The organism is Nocardioides lianchengensis, from assembly GCF_900101465.1.
In the GTDB taxonomy this organism is placed as follows: Bacteria; Actinomycetota; Actinomycetes; order Propionibacteriales; family Nocardioidaceae; genus Nocardioides; species Nocardioides lianchengensis.
This window is the reverse complement of sequence record NZ_FMZM01000003.1, coordinates 95451-114388: the sequence shown is the minus strand read 5'-3', so window position 1 is coordinate 114388 and position 18938 is coordinate 95451. Positions and strand designations below refer to the sequence as shown.

Below are 18938 nucleotides of genomic sequence, written 5' to 3'. Positions count from 1 at the left end.
CGCCCGCCACCTCCTCCCTGACGCCTCGATCTTTATATCTGTTGTTTTAGACCCGTTTGTGTTGACTGTCAAGGCGGCGGGGGCGTTTACTTGTGAGCATGGTCACCGGATCTCCCGCTGCTTCGTCCGCCGTCCTGACGGGCACCCCTGTCGTCCCGGGCGCCGCGTTCGGCCCGGCCCTGCTCGCCCGGGCCGAGGTGTCGCCGGCCGCCGTCGAGGCCTACGCGTCGAACGGTCCCACCGATGAGGAGGCGGCCCTCGCGGCGTACGACGACGCCGTCGCCGCGGTCGCCGACGGGTTCGCGCGCAAGGCCGAGAAGGCGTCCGGGGCCGCGGCCGAGGTGCTGACCGCGAGTGCCGGGCTGGCCAAGGACAAGGGACTGCGCAGCGCGGTGCGCAAGCACCTGCGCACCGGCGACGACCTGCTGGCCTCGCTGCGCGCGGGCGTCGAGCAGTTCGTCGGGATCTTCACCGGCATGGGCGGGCTGATGGCCGAGCGGGTGACCGACCTGCGCGACATCGAGCGCCGGGTCACCGCCCACCTGGTGGGGGAGCCCGAGCCGGGCGTCCCGACCCCGTCCGAGCCGTCGGTGCTGGTCGCCGAGGACCTCGCGCCCTCCGACACCGCGGGCCTGGACCCCGCGCTGGTCCTGGCGCTGGTGACCGAGCGTGGCGGCCCGACCAGCCACACCGCGATCATCGCCCGCCAGCTCGGCATCCCGTGCGTGGTCGGCGTCGGCGGCGCCATGGAGCTGGCCGGTGGCACGCCGCTGCTGGTCGACGGCACCGCGGGCACCATCGAGACCGACCCGGACGCGGCGGAGGCGGAGCGCAAGGTCGCCGCCGACCGCGAGACGCGGGCCGCGCTGGCGGCCTGGGAGGGACCCGGCCGGACGGCCGACGGTGCCGGGGTGAAGGTGCTCGCCAACGTCGCCGACGGCGAGTCCTCGGCGCACGCGGCCGAGGCGCCGGTCGAGGGCGTCGGGCTGTTCCGCACCGAGCTGTGCTTCCTCAACCGCAAGGACGAGCCGTCGGTCGAGGAGCAGGCCGAGATCTACGCCGAGGTGCTGCGTCCCTTCGCCGGCAAGTACGTCGTGGTCCGCACCCTCGACGCGGGCTCCGACAAGCCGGTCGCGTTCGCCACGCACGAGGGCGAGGAGAACCCGGCCCTCGGCGTCCGTGGCCTCCGGCTCTCCTTCGACAACCCCGAGCTGCTGGAGCGCCAGCTCGACGGCATCGCCGCCGCGGCCGAGTCGACCGGCACCGAGACCTGGGTGATGGCCCCGATGGTGGCCACCGTCGCCGAGGCGCAGGCCTTCGCCGACCAGGTCCGCAGTCGCGGCCTGAAGGCGGGCGTGATGGTCGAGGTGCCGTCCGCGGCACTGCTCGCGCACCGGATGTTGGAGGCGGTCGACTTCCTGTCGATCGGCACCAACGACCTGACCCAGTACGCCATGGCCGCCGACCGGATGGCCACCGACCTGGCTCACCTCACCGACCCCTGGCAGCCGGCCGTCCTGCAGCTGATCGCCATCACCGCCCACGCGGGCCAGCAGGCCGGCAAGCCGGTCGGTGTCTGCGGCGAGGCGGCAGCCGACCCGCTGCTGGCCGTCGCCCTGGTCGGCATGGGCATCACGTCGCTCTCGATGGCCGCGGCCGCCGTACGCCCGGTGGGGGCGCGGCTGGCCTCGGTGACCATGGACGTCTGCGAGGAGGCCGCGGAGGCCGCGCTGTCCGCGGCCGACCCGATGGCCGCACGCGCCGCGGTGCTCGAGGTGCTCGACCGGGCCTGAGATCGATCGCCCCGGCGTGCGCGACACGCCGGACTGTGGCGTTCGCACGCTAGTGCGTACTGCGCACTAGTGTGCGACGCATGGACAGCACCCAGCTCCTCAAGGGCGTGCTCGACCTCGCGGTGCTCGCGGTGGTCGACGCCGAGGACGGCTACGGCTACGACATCGTCCGACGGCTCCGGCGCGGCGGGCTCGAGGACATCGGGGACGCCTCGGTCTACGGCACGCTCCGGCGCCTCTACGCCGCCGGCCTGCTGACGTCGTACGTCGTGCCGTCGGAGGCCGGCCCGCACCGCAAGTACTACGGCATCACCCCGTCCGGCCGCGGCGAGCTGAAGCGGCAGGGCGAGGACTGGCGACGCTTCGCGACGTCGGTGACCACCCTCCTCGACCACCCGCAGGGAGCGATCGCATGAGCGAGCACAGCACCGACGTCCGCTCGGAGGTGCTCGCGTTCGTTGCGCGGGTCCGCGACCTGATGACCGACCTGCCGCCGGACGAGCGGCAGGAGCTCACGGCGGGCCTCGAGGCCGACCTGTCGGAGCTGGTCGCCGAGCACGGGGCCGAGGCGCTCGGAGACCCGGGCGACTATGCGCGCGAGCTGCGGACGGGTGCCGGCCACCCGCCGGTGGCGGTCCGTCGGGTGCGGGAGTGGGCGCTACCGGCCGCGGCGATGGAGGCGCTCGACGCGGCCCACGCTCACTGGGACCGGCTGCTGGACTCGCTGCCCGGCGACCTGCGCGGCTTCCTCACCGCGCTCCGGCCCGCCTGGTGGGTGGCCCGAGCCTGGGTGGCCTGGATGGTCACCCAGGACCTCCGTGGCCCCTACGTCTTCCTCGACGGCCTCTGGCTGGTCGTCCTGGCCGCGTACGTCGTCGTCAGCGTCCAGCTGGGTCGGCGGGCCTGGCGGGTCGACCGCCTGCTCACGACGTCCGTGGCGGCCCGGCTGCTGCTGGTCGGCCTGAACCTGAGCGCCGTGGGTCTCCTCCCGGGTGCGGCCGACAACCTGGCCTGGCACGTCGCGGAGGAGCGGGGGTGGCAGGTCTACGGCGACGTGGCCGTCGACGACGGCAACGCCGTGACCTATCAGGGCGGCCAGGCCTGCGTGCTGGAGGTGCGCGACCTGCAGGGCCGGGTGATCGAGGGCGCCTACGTGTGGGACGCCACCGGCGAGCGGACCCTGCCGATGAACGTCGACGCCTGCTGATCGGGGGACGGGGTCGAAGCGGGTCCTCAGAGCCGCAGCCAGGCCAGCACCGCCCGCACCCGCCGGTGGGCGTCGGTGTCGAGCGGCAGGTCGAGCTTGGTGAAGATGCTGTTGATATGCTTGGCGACGGCCTTCTCGGTGACGACGAGCTGGGTGGCGATGGCGGTGTTCGAGCGGCCCTCGGCCATCAGCGCGATCACCTCGCGCTCGCGCGGGCTGAGCCGGTCGATCGGCTCCTCGCGGCGGCGGGCCATGATCGTGGCGACCACCTCGGGGTCGAGGACGGTGCCGCCGGCGCCGACGCGTCGTACGCCCTCGACGAACTCCTCGACGTCGGAGACCCGGTCCTTGAGGAGGTAGCCGACGGCGCCCTCGCCGCTGGCCAGCAGCTCGCGGGCGTAGAGGTGCTCGACGTACTGCGAGAGGACCATGACGGGGAACGCCGGCCGCTCGGCGCGTACGGCGATCGCCGCCCGCAGGCCCTCGTCGGTGTGCGTCGGCGGCATCCGGACGTCGAGCACGGCGCCCTCGGCGTCGGGCCGACGCAGGGCCTGCTCCAGGTCGCCGGCGTTGTCGACCGCGGCGACGATGGTGAAGCCGTTCGCCTCCAGGAGCTGGGTCAGACCGGCCCGGAGGAGGGCGTGGTCCTCGGCGAGGACAAGCCGCACGGGACCTCCAGGGTGATGATGGTGGGCCCGCCGACCGGGCTGGAGACCATCATGGTGCCGTCGAAGGCCCCGAGGCGACGCATGACACCCCGCATCCCGGTCCCGGCTTCCGCGGACGCACCTCCGCGTCCGTCGTCGCCGACCTCCGCGCGCAGCACCCCGGCCGCGTGGTCGAGCCGGATCCACGCGTGCTGCGCCGCCGCGTGCTTGCCGATGTTGGCCAGGCACTCGGCGATCGCGAAGTAGACCGCGGACTCCACCGGCGCGGGCGGGCGGCCGGGCAGCGCGGCCGTCACGTCGACGGGCACGGCCATGTCGAGCGCGAGCGCCTCGACCGCGCCGGCCAGGCCGCGGTCGGCGAGCACCGGCGGGTGGATCCCTCGTACGACGGAGCGCAGCTCGCCCAGCGCGGCCGTGGTGGTCTCGCGTGCGTCGCTCACCATCCGGCGCGCCTTCTCGGGGTCGGAGGCGAACATCGAGTCGGCCATGCCGAGGCTCATCGACAGCGCGACCAGCCGGGCCTGCGCGCCGTCGTGCAGGTCGCGCTCGAGGCGCCGCAGCTCGGCGGCGGAGTGGTCGACCAGGTCGGCCCGGGTCTCCGTCAGCTGCTGCACCCGCTGCGAGAGCCGCTCGGTGGTGCCGGGGGAGAGCAGGGTGCGGTCGATGGCGCTGCGCAGCCGCATCAGCGGCGCCGAGGCGTACCACCACACCCACCAGGTGACGACGCAGACGAGCAGCAGCACCACGAGCAGCGACAGCGCGAAGCCCACCGTCGAGGTCACGACGAGCCAGCCCAGGTCGCGCCAGGTCATCGGGTCCAGGGCCACCGCCCGCAGCCGGGCGATCGGGGAGAGCCCCGCCAGCGGCGCGTACGGCGCGGGCAGCGGGTGGCCCAGCACCCGCGACGCCATCCGGCGGTGCAGGTTGGCGAGCGCCCGGGTGCCCGGCACGGCCACGGCCAGCAGCAGCGCGCCGACCCAGACGACCATCAGCACCCCGCCGACGACCCAGAGCACGAACAGCAGCACGGCGGGCACGAGCAGCAGCACCTGCAGGCCGGCGTACCCGGTCATCAGCAGCCGCCCCGGTGGGGCGGGTGCGGGGGCAGGGGCGGCGGCGTCACTCACCCCCACATCCTCGCCGACGTACGACGTCCGCGCGGTGGTGCTGGCACCACCTCCGGTCGGGGTCCGCACGCCCCTGCCGCGGGGGTCGCGGGTCACGAGGCTGGAGCCATGACGAACCCCCTCACCTCCGTCCCCATCCGGGCCGCCCGCTGGAGCGCGGCCCACCCCTGGCGCGCCGTCCTCGGCTGGCTCGCCCTGGTCGCGGTGGCCGTCGGCCTCGCCATGATGGTCCCGACCCACGAGGCGTCCGACGCCGACTACCGGCTCGGCGAGTCCGGCCGCGCCGACCAGCTGGTCGAGCAGGCCGGCCTCGACGACCCCGACTCCGAGCTGGTGCTGGTCACCGGCCAGGACGCCGCGGCGATGACCGCCGCGGCCGCCGAGCTCACCGACGGCCTGGCCGGTCTCGACGACGTGGCCGGCGTCGCGGAGCCCCAGTGGAGCCCGGACCGTACGGCGTTGCTGCTGGCCGTCCGGCTCGCGCTCGACCACGGCGACGACGCGGACCCGCTGGTCGCGGTGACCGACCGGGTCGCCGCCGAGCACCCGGATCTGCGGATTCGCCAGTCCGGCGACCTCACCCTCGACGCCGCCATCGACGAGCGGGTCGCCGAGGACCTGGGCTCGGCCGAGCTGATCAGCCTGCCGATCACCCTGGTCCTGATGCTGGTGGCCTTCGGGGCCCTGGTCGCCGCCGGGCTCCCGGTCCTGCTGGCCGCGACCAGCGTCGCCGCGACCATCGGCATCAGCGCCCCGCTCTCACACCTGGTCCCGTTCGACGACACCGTCGCGAGCATGATCGTGCTGATCGGGATGGCCGTCGGTGTCGACTACTCGCTGTTCTACCTCAAGCGCGAGCGCGAGGAGCGCGCGAAGGGCCGGAGCACGATCGACGCGGTCGAGATCGCCGCCCAGACCTCCGGCCACTCGATCCTGGTCTCCGGGGGCGCCGTGATCGCCGCGATGGCCGGGCTGTTCCTGGTCGGTGACAGCACCTTCAACTCGCTGGCCGTCGGCTCGATCCTGGTGGTCGCGATCGCCGTGCTCGGCTCGATCACCGTGCTGCCCGCCCTGCTCGGCGGCCTCGGTCACCGGGTCGACCGCCCCCGCGTCCCGCTGCTGTGGCGGCTGAACGCGCGGATCGGCCGCGGCGGCATCAGCCGTCGCCTGCTCGGCCCGGTCGTGGCCCACCCGGTGGCGGCCCTCGCGTTGGCGGGCACGGTCGTCGTGGCGCTCGCCGTACCGGCCCTCGGGATGAAGACCCACCAGGCCAACCTGGAGACGCTGCCCGCCTCGATCCCCGAGGTGCAGACGATGCGCGACGTGACGGCCGCCTTCCCGTCCGAGGGCACCACCGCCGAGGTCGTCGTCCGGGCCGGGGCCGACGACGCGGACGACGTCCGTGCGGCCCTGGAGCAGTTGGCGGACGACGCGGTCGCGACCGGGGCGTTCGTCGCGAGCGGCTCCGACGTGGAGGTCTCCGACGACGGGCGTACGTCGGTCCTGGAGCTGGCCATGCCGTTCGCGGAGTCCGACGAGCGGGTCGACGAGGCGCTCCGCGACCTGCGGACCGACCTGGTGCCGGCCGCGGTCGACGTACCGGGTGCGGAGGCGGTCGTCGGCGGCGGCGCTGCCGAGTCGCTGGACTTCGTGGAGCGGCTGCAGGAGCGGCTGCCGCTGGTGATCGGCTTCGTCCTGCTGCTGACCCTGATCATCATGGCCACGACCTTCCGCAGCCTGCCGGTCGCCCTCGTCTCGACGGCCCTGAACCTCGGCTCGGTCGGCGTGGCCTTCGGGCTGATGACGCTGGTCTTCCAGCACGGCTGGTTCGAGTCCCTGCTGGGCTTCGAGAGCTCCGGCTTCGTGATCGACTGGCTGCCGTTGTTCGTGCTGGTCGTGTTGGTCGGCCTGTCGATGGACTACCACGTCTTCGTCGTCAGCCGGGTCCGCGAGTACGTCGACCAGGGCCTGCCGACCCGGGTCGCGGTCCAGCGCGGCGTGGCCGACACCGCCGGGGTCGTGACCAGCGCCGCCGCGGTGATGGTCTCGGTGTTCGCCATCTTCGCGACCCTGTCGATGCTGGAGATGAAGATGATGGGCGTCGGGCTCTCCGCCGCGATCCTGCTCGACGCGACCCTGGTCCGGCTGGTGCTGCTGCCGGCGGCGCTGGTGCTGCTGGGGGAGCGGGCCTGGTGGCCCAGCCGCCCGACCCCGCCCCGGGGCGAGCCGGTGGTCGAGACCGATCGGGCGTTTGCGGAGGTCGGACAACGGTGACTGGGACCGGTGGACCGTCCACCGGGGACGGCCGGAGCAGCAAGGAGTTGTCATGGGCTACGGACTGGGGATCTTCCTCCTGGCCGCCGGTTTGATCCTGTCCTTCGCGGTGCAGGACTCCATCTCCGGCGTCGACCTCACCACCGCCGGCTACATCCTGGCCGGGGTCGGGGTGCTCGCACTCGTGATCACGGCCGCCACCAGCGCCAGCAGCCGTCGTACCGGCACGGTCGCCACCACGACCCACGCGGACGGCTCGCAGACCGTCCAGGAGCGCCGCAGCACGCACGCCGACCCCGGCGCCCCGATCTGACCTGCCGCACCACCACGGCCTGCCGCCGGTCCCGCGAGGGAGGGCGGCAGGTCTGCATTTGGGCCCTGTCCGGCCTCGCGATAGCCTTGATCGGTTGTCCGTCACGGACGACCGCACGTCACGACCATCGCCGTACAACGGCCGCGGATCCAGAGTGCCCGGGTGAACAGGCCCCGGCGCGCCGCGCAGCGAACCAGAGAGGGAGCCCCCGCATGTCTATCGGCACCGACGCGGAGACCAAGAAGAAGATCATCGCCGAGTACGCGACGACCGAGGGCGACACCGGTTCGCCCGAGGTGCAGATCGCGCTGCTCAGCCACCGGATCAGCCACCTGACCGAGCACCTGAAGACCCACAAGCACGACCACCACAGCCGTCGTGGTCTGCTGCTGCTCGTCGGCCAGCGCCGCCGGCTGTTGAACTACCTGCAGAAGACCGAGATCGCGCGCTACCGCTCGATCGTCGAGCGTCTCGGCCTGCGCCGCTGACACCCCGTGAAGGGCTCACCCCGGTGGGCCCTTCACGCTTTTCACAGCGCTGCCCCTGCGCTGCGCTAGATTCCAACTGAACACCCCACCACAGGAGCGACCCGCCCGTTCTGGCTCGGTCCTCGGTAGTGGCTCTCAGGACGCCGACGACGTCGGCTCCGTGCTGCGGGCCTCGATCGAAGACCGGCCTCGCCTCACGCGGGACGCAGTGGTTCGCTCCGCGAGCAAGACAAGGACGAATCCTTGACCGATCCCGTCATCCACGCCGTCGAGACTGTTCTCGACAACGGCACCTTCGGCACCCGCACTGTCAAGTTCGAGACGGGCCTGCTGGCCCGCCAGGCGGCCGGTTCCGTGACCGCCTACCTCGACGACGACACGATGCTGCTGTCGGCGACCACCGCCGGCAAGCACCCGAAGGACCACTTCGACTTCTTCCCCCTGACGATCGACGTCGAGGAGCGGATGTACGCCGCGGGCAAGATCCCCGGCTCGTTCTTCCGTTCCGAGGGTCGTCCGGGCGAGGACGCCATCCTCACCTGCCGCCTCATCGACCGCCCGCTGCGCCCGACCTTCAAGAAGGGTCTGCGCAACGAGGTGCAGGTCGTCATCACCGTGCTGGCGCTCAACCCCGACGCGCCGTACGACGTCCTCGCGATCAACGCCGCGTCGATGTCGACGCAGCTCTCCGGCCTGCCGTTCTCCGGCCCGGTCGGCGGCGTCCGCGTCGCGCTCATCAAGGGCCAGTGGGTCGCGTTCCCGACCCACAGCCAGCTCGAGGACGCCGTGTTCGACATGGTCGTCGCGGGCCGGGTCACCGAGACCGGTGACGTCGCGATCATGATGGTCGAGGCCGAGGCCACCGAGCAGACCATCGAGCTGATCGCCGGCGGCGCCACCGCGCCGACCGAGGAGGTCGTGGCCGGTGGCCTCGACGCCGCCAAGCCCTTCATCAAGCAGCTCGTCGAGGCGCAGCAGGAGCTCGCCAACGTCGCGGCGAAGCCGATCCAGGAGTTCCCGATCTTCCTCGACTTCGAAGACGACGTCTTCGAGGCCGTCCAGGCCGCCGTCGGCGACGCGGTGACCGGCCTCTACAGCGTCGGCGGCGACCGCGAGCGGGTGCTGTCGAAGCAGGAGCGCGAGGACGAGGGCGACCGCATCAAGGTCTCCCTGCTGGAGCAGCTCGCCGACAAGTTCGAGGGTCGCGAGAAGGAGGTCGGCGCCGCCTACAAGGCCGTCACCAAGCAGGCCATCCGCAGCCAGGTGCTGCGCGACAAGGTCCGCATCGACGGTCGCGGGCTGGCCGACATCCGCCCGCTGCACGCCGAGGTCGACGTGATCCCGCGGGTGCACGGCTCGGCGCTGTTCGAGCGCGGCGAGACTCAGATCCTGGGTGTCACCACCCTCGACATGCTGAAGCTGGAGCAGCAGCTCGACACGCTGTCCCCGGAGAAGCACCGCCGCTACATGCACAAGTACGTCTTCCCGCCGTTCTCCACCGGCGAGACCGGCCGCGTCGGCTCCCCGAAGCGTCGCGAGGTCGGCCACGGCGCCCTGGCGCGCCGGGCGCTGCTCCCCGTGCTGCCCACCCGCGAGGAGTTCCCCTACGCGATCCGCCAGCTCTCCGAGGCCATGGGCTCCAACGGCTCGACCTCGATGGGCTCGGTCTGCGCCTCGACCATGTCGCTGCTGCAGGCCGGCGTGCCGCTGAAGGCGCCGGTCGCGGGCATCGCGATGGGCCTCATCTCCGGTGAGGTCGACGGCCAGACGTCGTACGTCGCGCTGACCGACATCCTCGGAGCCGAGGACGCCTTCGGCGACATGGACTTCAAGGTCGCCGGCACGCGCCAGTTCGTCACCGCGCTGCAGCTCGACACCAAGCTCGACGGCATCCCCGCCGAGGTCCTGGGCGCCGCGCTGAACCAGGCCAAGGACGCCCGCCTGGCGATCCTCGACGTCATGGCCGAGGCCATCGACGAGCCCGAGGAGATGGCGGCCACCGCGCCGCGCATCATCACCGTGAAGATCCCCGTCGACAAGATCGGCGAGGTCATCGGCCCGAAGGGCAAGGTGATCAACCAGATCCAGGACGACACGGGCGCGTCGATCTCGATCGAGGACGACGGCACCATCTACATCGGTGCCACCAACGGCGAGTCCGCCGACGCCGCCCGCTCGGCGATCAACGCGATCGCCAACCCGACGATGCCCGAGGTCGGCGAGCGCTACCTCGGCACCGTCGTGAAGACGACGAACTTCGGTGCGTTCGTCTCGCTGATGCCCGGCAAGGACGGCCTGCTGCACATCAGCAAGCTGCGCCCGCTCGCCGGCGGCAAGCGCGTCGACGCGGTGGAGGACGTCCTCTCCGTGGGCCAGAAGATCCAGGTCCAGATCGGCGAGATCGACGACCGCGGCAAGCTGTCGCTGGTCCCGGTCGTCGAGGAGACCGAGGCCGCTGAAGCGACCGAGGCTGCCTCCGAGGAGGCCTGACCTCCACGTGGCACCCCGCACCGAGCCGACCGGCCAGCAGGCAACTGCTGGCCGGTCGGCCCGTTCTCCCCAGAAGTCGCCCCGCAGGACCGGCTCGACGAAGACCCTGCAGACCGTCCGCGACGCCGACGGCCAGGTGACGTCGCTGGTGCGTCGTACCGTCCTGCCCGGCGGGCTGCGGGTCATCAGCGAGCACCTCGCCGGTGCCCGCTCGGCCGCGATCGGGGTCTGGGTCGGCGTCGGCTCGCGCGACGAGAGTGCGACCCTGCACGGCTGCTCGCACTTCCTGGAGCACCTGCTCTTCAAGGGCACGGCGGAGCGCTCCGCGCTCGACATCTCGATCGCGCTCGACGCGGTCGGCGGCGAGTTCAACGCCTTCACCGCCAAGGAGTACACCGTCTTCCACGCGCGGGTCCTCGACGAGGACCTGCCGCTGGCCGTCGACGTGCTCGGCGACATGATCACCAGCTCCGAGATCACCGACGAGGACGTCGAGGCCGAGCGCGACGTCATCCTCGACGAGCTCGCGATGCACGACGACGACCCCGACGACGTGGTGCACAACCTCTTCGCCGCGCAGGCCTGGGGCGCGACGTCGCCCCTGGGGCGCGACATCGGCGGCACCGTCGACTCGATCGGCGCGCTGACCCGCCAGCAGATCCTCCGCTTCTACCGCAAGCACTACCGGCCGGCCAACATGGTCGTCGCGGTCGCCGGCAACGTCGATCACGCCGCCCTGGTGCGCCAGGTCAAGCGCTCCTTCGCCCGTCGCGACTTCCTCAGCGGCGACGAGGCCCCGGTGGCTCCCCGCGGCTCCGGCAAGGCGCTGCGCGTGCACCCGGGCACCGTCGAGGCGACCCGTCCGTTCGAGCAGGTCAACGTGGTCCTCGGGATGAAGGGCCTGCCTCGCAACGACGACCGGCGCTTCGCGCTGGGCGTGCTCAACACCGCCCTCGGCGGCGGTACGTCGAGCCGCCTGTTCCAGGAGGTGCGCGAGCGGCGGGGCCTGGCCTACTCGGTCTTCTCCTTCGCCAGCCACCACGCCGACTCCGGTCTGGTCGGGGTCTCGGTGGGCTGCTTGCCGAGCAAGCTCGACGACGTGCTCTCGGTGGTCCGGGCCGAGCTGGCCAAGGTCGCCGAGGAGGGCATCTCCGCCGAGGAGCTGTCCCGCGGCAAGGGCCAGCTCCGCGGCGGCCTGGTCCTCGGCCTCGAGGACTCCGGCTCCCGGATGTCGCGGATCGGCAAGGCCGAGCTGGTCTACGACGAGCTGCTCAGCATCGACGAGGTGATGGCCCGCATCGACGCCGTCACCGTCGAGGACGTGCGGGCCATCGCGGCCGAGATCTTCGGCCAGCGCGAGATCCTCGCGGTGGTCGGTCCGGCCTAGTACGGCGGGCGCCGCGGGACCCGACGCTGCCGGTGTCTCGCCGCCCCTCGCCCGGCGCTCTACTCCGGCGCGTCGGGCGCGAAGATCGCGGCTTGGATCCCAGCGAAGGACCGGGACAGCTCCGCCATCTCGGTGCCGGCGCAGGCCGCGGCGACCAGCGCGTCGTAGTGCACGACTGCGTGAGCGACCATGGTCAGCGTCCAGGCGACGACGGCCGGGTCGAGCGGGTCGACCGAGACCGCCTGGTTGTGGCGGAAGACGACGGAGGAGAAGGTCTCACCCACCTCGAATCCCGTCACCACCAGGTTGGTGTTGAGCAGGTGCAGCAGCCGGGCCACGGTCGGCACGGCGGCCAGGGGAACGTCGTGGTCGAGCACGGTCATGTACTGCAGCACGGCCGGGTCGTCGTGCCCGGGCAGGAAGCAGACGAGGACGGTCGGCTCCTCGGGCGCGTCGCCGTCGCCGATGGGCACCACCAGCTGGGCGGGCGCGTCACCGACGGGGGGAAGCACCCAGCCGGGAATGTCGGCGGCGTGGAGCTCGTCGGCGAGCAGGCCCAACAGCCGGTGGGCGGGATCCTGCTCCGTCACAGGGCCTCGACCAGCGAGATCTTCTTCTCGATCAGGTCCTGCCCGGAGTCGGAGAGCGCCTCCTCGGCCTTCACGCCGATGGAGGCGAGGAGCATGAAGCTGTCGTGCATCTGCTGCTGCCCGTCGGTGGCGAGGGTCTGCTCGATCGGGACGCCGTGCTCCTCGTCGAGCTCGGCCGCAGCCGGGACGATCGCCCAGTCGCCGCCGGCCGCCAGCGCGTGTCGCATGGTGCCCGCCAGCGCGCCCAGGTCGGAGGCCTCCCGGGCGACCGTGTTGGCGTGCTCGATCGCCTCCTTGCGGGACTTCTCGCGCACGGTCGGTGCGGCAGCGCCAGGCAGCTCCTTCTTCGGGATCTCGGGCAGCACCGCGCTCTCGAGCGGTTTGCCGGCCTTGATGTCCTCGGAGATCTGAGCCCGCTTCTTGGCGTCCTTGACCTTGCCGACGATCTTGGCGATCGCCATCCCGCCGCCGACGATGGCCGCGGCGAGACCGATGCCCCACCCGACCGGGTTGCTGGCCAGGACGAGCGCGCCCGCGGCGATGCCGAGCACGCCCAGGGCCGTCTTGGCGGCCGCGATCGCCAGCTTGTAGCGCTGCGCCTTGACGATCGCCTGCTTCCACAACGGGCCCTGCCCGGAGAGCATCCTGCGGCCCTTGCCACGGGTGAGCGCCCAGAGCTTCTTGCCCGCCTTGTAGCCCTTCCAGAGCCCCTGGAGTGTCGTCACCGCGCCGGTGGCGATGCCGAGGCCGCCGGCGGCGCCGCGCAGGGCGGCGTCGCCCGCACCCTTGCCGAGCTCGAGCGCGCCCTTCATGCCGAGCTTGGCTGCGGAGCTGCCGCCGGCCGCGCTGACGACGTACGCCGTCTCGACGCCCGCCTTGGCGGCACCCGCGGCGCCGAGCGCGCCGCTCATGCCCTGGGACTTGCCCTTGCGGTTGCCGAGAGCCGTGGCGCCCTGGTCGCCGAACTCCTGGCCCTCGTCGCGCAGGGTGCTACCGGACAGGCTGCCGACGACACCGGAGTCGCCGCTCACCAGGCCGCCGCTGGTCTGGCCGCTCAGGCCGCTCAGCGCGGCCTGGCCGGTCACCATGCTGGCCACCGTGGCCCCCGCGACGAGGCCGACGCCGGCCACGCCCTTGCCGACCTCCTTGCCGAGCGAGGGAACGGCGCCGGAGGGCCCGGAGTAGGCCGTGTTCGCCTTCTTGTCCGCCGCGTCCTGCTTCTTCTGGTCGGCGGCCGCCTGCTCCTCGGGGGTCTTCTTCCAGAACTTCCAGTTGACCCGCCGGATCTGGTCCGAGACCGCGACTCCGCGGGAGACGGCGGCGCGCGAGCGCTCCGAGACCAACCGCTGCGCGCCACCGGACGGCTGCAGCGTGTGGGCCAGCTCGTGGGCGAGCACCTTGTCGCCCGAGGCGGTGCCGGGCGCGTACTGGCCCTTGCCGAAGAAGACGTCCTTGCCGGTGGTGAACGCGCGGGCGGAGACGGCGGTGTTCAGCTTGGCGGCGGAGTCGTCGGCGTGGATGCGAACGCCCGAGAAGCTGGCGCCGAAAGCGCCCTCCATCCGGCGCCGCACCTCGGCGTCGAGCGGCTTGCCGGATCCCCGGCGGCTCTCGATGGCCGAGCTGGTGCCGGAGTCGAGGGCACCGCCCTCGTAGCCGACGACCGGGCTGCCGCTGGGGGCGGGGGAGCGACGCAGGTGATCGCAGCCGGGACCGTGCTGGTGGACGTCAGGAGCGGAGTCAGCAGGCGCGCCACCGATCTCGAGGCGCCGCAGGCGGGAGAGGGCGACGTCGGCCATCTTGTCGGCGTCGGCCTCAGCACGGTCCTCGGCGTGGCCCACGACCAGGCTGCCGATGGCCGGTCCGGCCGCGGGCAGCGGGACGGGCGCCGCAGGGGTCGCGACCTCGGCCGCCGCGCGCTGGACGGTCGGGGCGGGGGCGGGCTGCGCGACGTGATCGCGCTCCGTGCTCATGGATGAAGTCTGGACCCTGCGGACCCGTACGTCCGGCGAACCGCCGACCTTTTGCCGACGGCGTTCGCCGGTCTCAGCGAACGGGAGGGCGCCGTCCGAGCTTGATGTGCTCGCGTCGTACGGCGTCGTAGACGTGCCGCATGCCGACCGCGCCGCCCTCGGCGACCGCGGCGTAGACGGCCGCGAGGACCATGTTGCGGATGTCGCCGCCGGCCAGCTCGACCGAGTTGCTGAGCCACTCGACGTCGACCGGGTCGTCGGCGTCGACCGGGACGTCGGCGAGGTGGTGGGTCCACAGCCGGTGCCGGGTGGGCTGGTCGGGGTCCGGGAAGGCGACCATGAAGTGCAGCCGCCGGGCGAACGCGGGGTCGAGGTTGCCCCGCAGGTTGCTGGCCAGCACGGTGATGCCGTCGAACTGCTCCATCCGCTGCAGGAGGTAGGCGATCTCCTGGTTGGCGTAGCGGTCCTTGGCGTCCTTGACCTCGGAACGGGACCCGAAGAGCGCGTCCGCCTCGTCGAAGAAGAGCACGGCGTTGGTGGCCTCGGCCTCGGCGAAGACCTTCTCCAGGTTCTTCTCGGTCTCGCCGATGTACTTGTCGACGATCGTGGAGAGGTCGACCTGGTAGAGGTCCATGCCGAGCGAGTCGGCCACGACGTGGGCCGCGAGGGTCTTGCCGGTGCCGGGCGGGCCGGAGAACAGGGCGCAGATGCCGATGCCCTTGCCGCCCTTGCCGTGCAGCGGACCCATCGCCACGACCTCGTCGCGGAAGCGGGCCCAGTCGAGCATCCGGGTCACCTCGCCGAGGGCGGCCGGCGGGAGCACGAGGTCGTTCAGGCCGACCGAGGACCCGGCGTTGGCGCGCACGGACCGGCCGCGGCTCAGCTCGCGGGCGGAGTGCCGCACCCGCTCGGCGGAGACGCCGTCCTCACCGTGCAGGGTCGCGGTGGTCGCGGCGTGCCGGCCGACGGCGACGATCTGCTCGGGGGAGAGCGGCATGCCCGTGATCTCGCGGCTCGCCGACAACCCGCCGAGCATCGGCTCCCAGACCGCCTGCCGCTCGGCGACCGACAGGCGCGGCGCGGGCACGGTCAGCGGCAGGTCGGCCGGCCAGGCCGGGTCCCAGGGCTCGGTGCTGACCGCCACCACCGGGACGACCGAGCGCGTGTAGGCGTCGGCCCGGGCCTTCTCGGCGCCGACCAGCACCAGCACGGTGCCGGAGAGCCCGCACTCCACGAGCAGGTCGAGGACGGCGTCCTGGACCGAGGCGGACGGGTCGAGGCGGCCGAGGTCGGCGATCAGGCACGACACGCCGAGCTGGTGGCAGGCGGCGGTGGCCATCGCGGCGCCGGCGCCGCCGCCGGGCGCGTGCACCCAGACCAGGCGCTGGCCGGCCTGCAGCGCCGAGACCAGCAGGTCGGTGCCCTCGACCGCCACCGGCACGCCGTCGAGCAGGAGACCGAGCACCGACCGGGCCGGCAGGTCGTCGCCCGCGAGGAAGGCGGAGACCCGCTCCGTGACGACGACCCGTCGGCTGAGCAGGACGTCGGTGCCGGCGACCGTGGCCAGGCCGAAGCGGACCAGGGGCGAGCGCTCGCCGAAGTGGGCGCGCGCGGAGCGCGCGTCGGCGGGCAGCCCGGCCAGTTCGAGCGCGACGGCGACCGTCGGCCGGCCGGGGTGGCCGTCGCCGGCCAGCAGCCCGAGGACCAGGTGGCCGCTGACGCTCTGCTCGGCGGTGGCCGCGACCTCCAGGAGGGCGGCGTCGGGGTCGCTCAGGCCGAACTGGTGGCGGACGGTCTTGAGGGCGGCGTCCAGGTCGGGGTCGCTGCCGTCGACGGTGATCGCGGCCAGCGCCGCCCGGGCGGTCGCGGCCTGGTCCCAGCCGGACTCGGCCCGTCGCTCGACGGCGTTCGTGAGCCGGGCGGCCAGGGTCTCCACGGGGTCAGGATCGCACGAGGCCGCTGGTCGTGTCCGGCGTACGGTGTCAGCCCGGCCGCTCAGCCGGTGCCGACCAGCCAGACGACGCCCGCGCAGGCGCAGGCCCACAGGACGCTGGTGAAGGTGCCGATGATGAACCGCTCGGCGGCGCCCGCGGACGCGCCGCTGCGCAGCTCGGGATAGCGGCCCAGACCCTTGACCGCCAGGGCGATGGCCAGGCCCTCGGTCAGGCCGCCGACCAGGCTGGCGAAGACGGCGGTGCGCTCGAGCGCCCCGATCCAGGCGCCGCCGCGCAGCACGGAGCCGGCGGTGTGGATCGGCTGCTGGTCGCCGGTCGCTGGGTGGTCCTGACGGTCCACCCAGGCGAAGACGAGGGAGGTCAGCGGTCCGCCGCCGACCACGGCCACGGCGCCGGCGAGGACGACGAGCAGGGTCGTGCCGCCGCGGCCCGCCACCTCCACCTCGGGCGCGGCGGCCGCGGTGATCGTGGTCGCCGCCAGCAGGGCGACGGAGGAGGGCACCCAGACGGCGCGGCCGGCGGCCGTCCACCCTACGGCGGCCGCGACCAGGGCCGCGCCCAGCAGGACGAGGACGACCAGGCCGGCGGTGTCCGTGGTCACGAGACCTCCTGAGGGGCGAGCACGGTGGCGGCGAGGTGGGTGACCAGCTCGCGCGCGCGGCGTCCTTCGACGAGGCCGGCGGCCTGGGCGCGCTGGCTGACGGCCGACTGGCTGATGCCGAGGCGGCGGGCGGTCTCGTCGTACGACAGGCCGGTGTCGACGAGGTCGGCCACCTCCCAGCCCCGCGCCGTACGGCGGGCAAGGACGGCCGCCCACAGCCACAGGGCCGACTCCAGCTGACGGGCGCCCGGGTGGTCGCCGACGACCCGCAGGTGCCAGGGCCCGGTCTTGGCGGCGGTGACCGCGTTGCGCGCGTGGAGGTACGCCGGGCCGGACCCCGCGCGGGCGTGCGCGGGGAGCGGCTGGTCCACCGGCCCGGCGCCCACGCCGATGCTCCAGCCGGCGTCGCGCAGCAGCGGCTCGACCGCCCGCGGCAGGGCGGCGGGATCGTCGAGGACTCCTTGGAGCTCGTCGCCGGCGGTCCGCTCGAAGCCGCGGAGCACCGGGATGTCGGCCAGCAGCTCCAGCGCGGCGGGCACGCGGTCGACGCCGTGCCGGCTGTCGCGCTGGTCGATGGTGAGCACCAGGACGGTCACGGTGCCTCCTCCTCGGCTGGTCCCTGATGGACAGACTAGATCAGGAAATAGCCTTATGGAAGGAATCTATTAGGCGAAAGCCTTCACCGACGCCCGATGATGCCGACGACGGCGGGTGCCTTCTGCTCGACGACCGAGACCCGGAAGCCGCCACCGGCGAGGGCCGCCGAGGCCTTCTCGACCACGGTCGGCATCTGGTCGGGGAACTTGACCTCGTAGAACAGGAAGACTGCGCCACCCGGCAGCACCCGCTCGTGGAGCAGCGCGATCTCGTCGGCGCAGTCGCGCACCCAGAAGAGGTTGACGTTGAAGGCGTAGACCTTCGTCAGCCGCTTCACCGGCACCCGCAGCGTCGCCAGGTCGATCTGGCGGACCGTCAGCCGGCCGGCGTCGACGTACTTCGCGCAGCGGCGCTTCGTGCGGTCGACCCCCGACTCCGACCGGTCGATCGCGAACAGCTTGCCGGTCTCCAGCTTGCTGCAGATCGCCTCGGCCCCGGCCCCGGGTCCGCAGCCGATCTCGAGGACATGATCCGAGGGTTGGACGTCCATGAACTCGACCGCCCACCGGATCCGGGCGGGAATCGCCTGCGCCACCATGGGGTCCAGCCTGCCAGAACGGGTGGGGCGATGGTGGGACTGACCCTCCCACTACGGTGGTGACGTGGCCGACGTGATCAAGGTGGGCGTGCTGGGCGCGCGGGGCAAGGTGGGCGCCGAGGTGTGCCGGGCGGTCGAGGCGGCCGCCGACACGGAGCTCGTGGCCGCGGTCGACGCGGGCGACCCGATCGAGGCGCTGGTCGAGGCCGGCGCCGAGGCCGTCGTCGACTTCACCCACCCCGACGTGGTGATGGGCAACCTCGAGTTCTGCGTCGCGCAGGGCATCCACGCGGTCGTCGGGACCACCGGTTTCGACGACGACCGGCTCGCCACCCTCCGCGGCTGGCTGGACTCCTCCCCGGGCACCGGGGTCCTCATCGCCCCCAACTTCTCCATCGGCGCGATCCTGATGATGCGCTTCGCCGCCGCGGCCGCGCCGTTCTACGAGTCGGTGGAGGTCGTCGAGCTGCACCACCCCGACAAGGCCGACGCCCCGTCCGGCACGGCCCGTCGTACGGCGGAGCTGATCGCGGCGGCCCGCCGTGCCGCCGGCAGCCCGCCGGTGCCCGACGCCACCTCGACCTCGCTGGACGGCGCCCGCGGCGCCGACGTCGACGGCATCCGGGTGCACGGACTGCGGATCCGCGGCCTGGTCGCGCACCAGGAGGTGATCCTCGGCGGCGTCGGCGAGACGCTGACGATCCGCCACGACTCCCTCGACCGGGCCTCCTTCACCCCCGGCGTGCTCACCGGCCTTCGGGGCATCGCCGCGCACCCGGGCCTCACCGTGGGCCTGGAGCACTTCCTCGACCTCGACTGAGGTGTCGCGCCGGGCTGCAGGTTGTTGCACTGCACAAACCTGCGGATAGCCCGGGCCCCT

The 18938-nt window shown here is 73.0% G+C and carries 17 protein-coding genes; 9 read left to right on the top strand and 8 right to left on the bottom strand.

The genetic code is table 11. The features are described from left to right. The first annotated feature begins 98 nt into the window (after positions 1 to 98). The 3 genes from ptsP to BLT76_RS06430 all read left to right on the top strand — a co-directional run bounded on the left by ptsP (position 99) and on the right by BLT76_RS06430 (position 3000). Positions 99 to 1793 (top strand): phosphoenolpyruvate--protein phosphotransferase, encoded by a 1695-nt coding sequence (ptsP, locus tag BLT76_RS06440; RefSeq protein ID WP_090852551.1) that lies wholly within the window; start codon positions 99 to 101, stop codon positions 1791 to 1793. A gap of 80 nt (positions 1794 to 1873) precedes the next feature. Continuing rightward, the gene (locus BLT76_RS06435; RefSeq protein WP_090852547.1) at positions 1874 to 2209 is read left to right on the top strand and encodes a PadR family transcriptional regulator; all 336 of its coding nucleotides are present in this window, start codon (positions 1874 to 1876) and stop codon (positions 2207 to 2209) included. Next, complete coding sequence (locus BLT76_RS06430; protein ID WP_090852544.1) at positions 2206 to 3000, top strand: HAAS signaling domain-containing protein; 795 nt, start codon at positions 2206 to 2208, stop codon at positions 2998 to 3000. The genes BLT76_RS06435 and BLT76_RS06430 overlap by 4 nt, the downstream gene beginning before the upstream one ends. A 26-nt stretch (positions 3001 to 3026) precedes the next feature. Here the strand turns inward: BLT76_RS06430 and BLT76_RS06425 are convergent, their stop codons facing one another. Together BLT76_RS06425 and BLT76_RS06420 are read right to left on the bottom strand one after the other, a co-directional pair. Beyond that, complete coding sequence (locus BLT76_RS06425) at positions 3027 to 3668, bottom strand: response regulator transcription factor (RefSeq protein ID WP_090852541.1); 642 nt, start codon at positions 3666 to 3668, stop codon at positions 3027 to 3029. After that, complete coding sequence (locus BLT76_RS06420) at positions 3620 to 4795, bottom strand: sensor histidine kinase (RefSeq protein WP_211752756.1); 1176 nt, start codon at positions 4793 to 4795, stop codon at positions 3620 to 3622. Before BLT76_RS06420 ends, BLT76_RS06425 begins: the two co-directional genes overlap by 49 nt. Before the next feature lie 108 nt (positions 4796 to 4903). On the opposite strand from BLT76_RS06420, the gene BLT76_RS06415 reads away from it, so the two are divergent. The 5 genes from BLT76_RS06415 (at position 4904) to BLT76_RS06395 (ending at position 11747) form a co-directional block, all read left to right on the top strand. Beyond that, on the top strand, positions 4904 to 7069 hold the full coding sequence (locus BLT76_RS06415; RefSeq protein WP_090852536.1) for an MMPL family transporter: 2166 nt from the start codon (positions 4904 to 4906) through the stop codon (positions 7067 to 7069). Positions 7070 to 7121: 52 nt separating this feature from the next. After that, the gene (locus BLT76_RS06410; RefSeq protein ID WP_090852533.1) at positions 7122 to 7382 is read left to right on the top strand and encodes a DUF6458 family protein; all 261 of its coding nucleotides are present in this window, start codon (positions 7122 to 7124) and stop codon (positions 7380 to 7382) included. A gap of 212 nt (positions 7383 to 7594) precedes the next feature. Next, entirely contained in the window at positions 7595 to 7870 is a 276-nt protein-coding gene (gene rpsO / locus BLT76_RS06405) for a 30S ribosomal protein S15 (RefSeq protein WP_090852529.1), read from the top strand. A 243-nt stretch (positions 7871 to 8113) separates the two neighbouring features. Further along, positions 8114 to 10360: a polyribonucleotide nucleotidyltransferase gene (locus BLT76_RS06400; RefSeq protein WP_090852527.1), complete on the top strand. Its 2247-nt coding sequence runs from the start codon at positions 8114 to 8116 to the stop codon at positions 10358 to 10360. A gap of 7 nt (positions 10361 to 10367) precedes the next feature. Continuing rightward, positions 10368 to 11747 (top strand): M16 family metallopeptidase, encoded by a 1380-nt coding sequence (locus tag BLT76_RS06395; protein WP_090852524.1) that lies wholly within the window; start codon positions 10368 to 10370, stop codon positions 11745 to 11747. A 59-nt stretch (positions 11748 to 11806) separates the two neighbouring features. Here BLT76_RS06395 and BLT76_RS06390 read toward each other — a convergent pair whose 3' ends face one another. The 6 genes from BLT76_RS06390 to BLT76_RS06365 form a co-directional block, all read right to left on the bottom strand. Then, on the bottom strand, positions 11807 to 12337 hold the full coding sequence (locus BLT76_RS06390; protein ID WP_090852521.1) for a type III secretion system chaperone family protein: 531 nt from the start codon (positions 12335 to 12337) through the stop codon (positions 11807 to 11809). Then, the gene (locus tag BLT76_RS06385) at positions 12334 to 14307 is read right to left on the bottom strand and encodes an eCIS core domain-containing protein (RefSeq protein ID WP_090852518.1); all 1974 of its coding nucleotides are present in this window, start codon (positions 14305 to 14307) and stop codon (positions 12334 to 12336) included. Before BLT76_RS06385 ends, BLT76_RS06390 begins: the two co-directional genes overlap by 4 nt. Positions 14308 to 14380: 73 nt before the next feature. Next, positions 14381 to 16243, bottom strand: a complete 1863-nt coding sequence (locus tag BLT76_RS06380; RefSeq protein ID WP_090852515.1) for an ATP-binding protein — start codon at positions 16241 to 16243, stop codon at positions 14381 to 14383. Positions 16244 to 16302: 59 nt separating this feature from the next. Continuing rightward, entirely contained in the window at positions 16303 to 16863 is a 561-nt protein-coding gene (locus BLT76_RS06375) for a hypothetical protein (RefSeq protein ID WP_090852512.1), read from the bottom strand. Beyond that, positions 16860 to 17459 carry a helix-turn-helix domain-containing protein gene (locus BLT76_RS06370; RefSeq protein WP_090852510.1) on the bottom strand — a complete coding sequence of 200 codons (600 nt, stop codon included), beginning with the start codon at positions 17457 to 17459 and terminating at the stop codon, positions 16860 to 16862. The genes BLT76_RS06375 and BLT76_RS06370 overlap by 4 nt, the downstream gene beginning before the upstream one ends. Before the next feature lie 83 nt (positions 17460 to 17542). Continuing rightward, the gene (locus tag BLT76_RS06365; protein ID WP_090852507.1) at positions 17543 to 18058 is read right to left on the bottom strand and encodes a class I SAM-dependent methyltransferase; all 516 of its coding nucleotides are present in this window, start codon (positions 18056 to 18058) and stop codon (positions 17543 to 17545) included. Positions 18059 to 18131: 73 nt separating this feature from the next. Between BLT76_RS06365 and dapB the strand changes: the two genes are divergently transcribed. Then, entirely contained in the window at positions 18132 to 18878 is a 747-nt protein-coding gene (gene dapB, locus BLT76_RS06360) for a 4-hydroxy-tetrahydrodipicolinate reductase (RefSeq protein ID WP_090853397.1), read from the top strand. The last annotated feature ends 60 nt before the right edge of the window (positions 18879 to 18938 follow it).

Coding starts and splice junctions, on each gene's coding strand:
- ptsP (WP_090852551.1), top strand. CDS start 99: ATGGTCACCGGATCTCCCGCTGCTTCGTCCGCCGTCCTGACGGGCACC.
- BLT76_RS06435 (WP_090852547.1), top strand. CDS start 1,874: ATGGACAGCACCCAGCTCCTCAAGGGCGTGCTCGACCTCGCGGTGCTC.
- BLT76_RS06430 (WP_090852544.1), top strand. CDS start 2,206: ATGAGCGAGCACAGCACCGACGTCCGCTCGGAGGTGCTCGCGTTCGTT.
- BLT76_RS06415 (WP_090852536.1), top strand. CDS start 4,904: ATGACGAACCCCCTCACCTCCGTCCCCATCCGGGCCGCCCGCTGGAGC.
- BLT76_RS06410 (WP_090852533.1), top strand. CDS start 7,122: ATGGGCTACGGACTGGGGATCTTCCTCCTGGCCGCCGGTTTGATCCTG.
- rpsO (WP_090852529.1), top strand. CDS start 7,595: ATGTCTATCGGCACCGACGCGGAGACCAAGAAGAAGATCATCGCCGAG.
- BLT76_RS06385 (WP_090852518.1), bottom strand. CDS start 14,307: ATGAGCACGGAGCGCGATCACGTCGCGCAGCCCGCCCCCGCCCCGACC.
- BLT76_RS06365 (WP_090852507.1), bottom strand. CDS start 18,058: ATGGTGGCGCAGGCGATTCCCGCCCGGATCCGGTGGGCGGTCGAGTTC.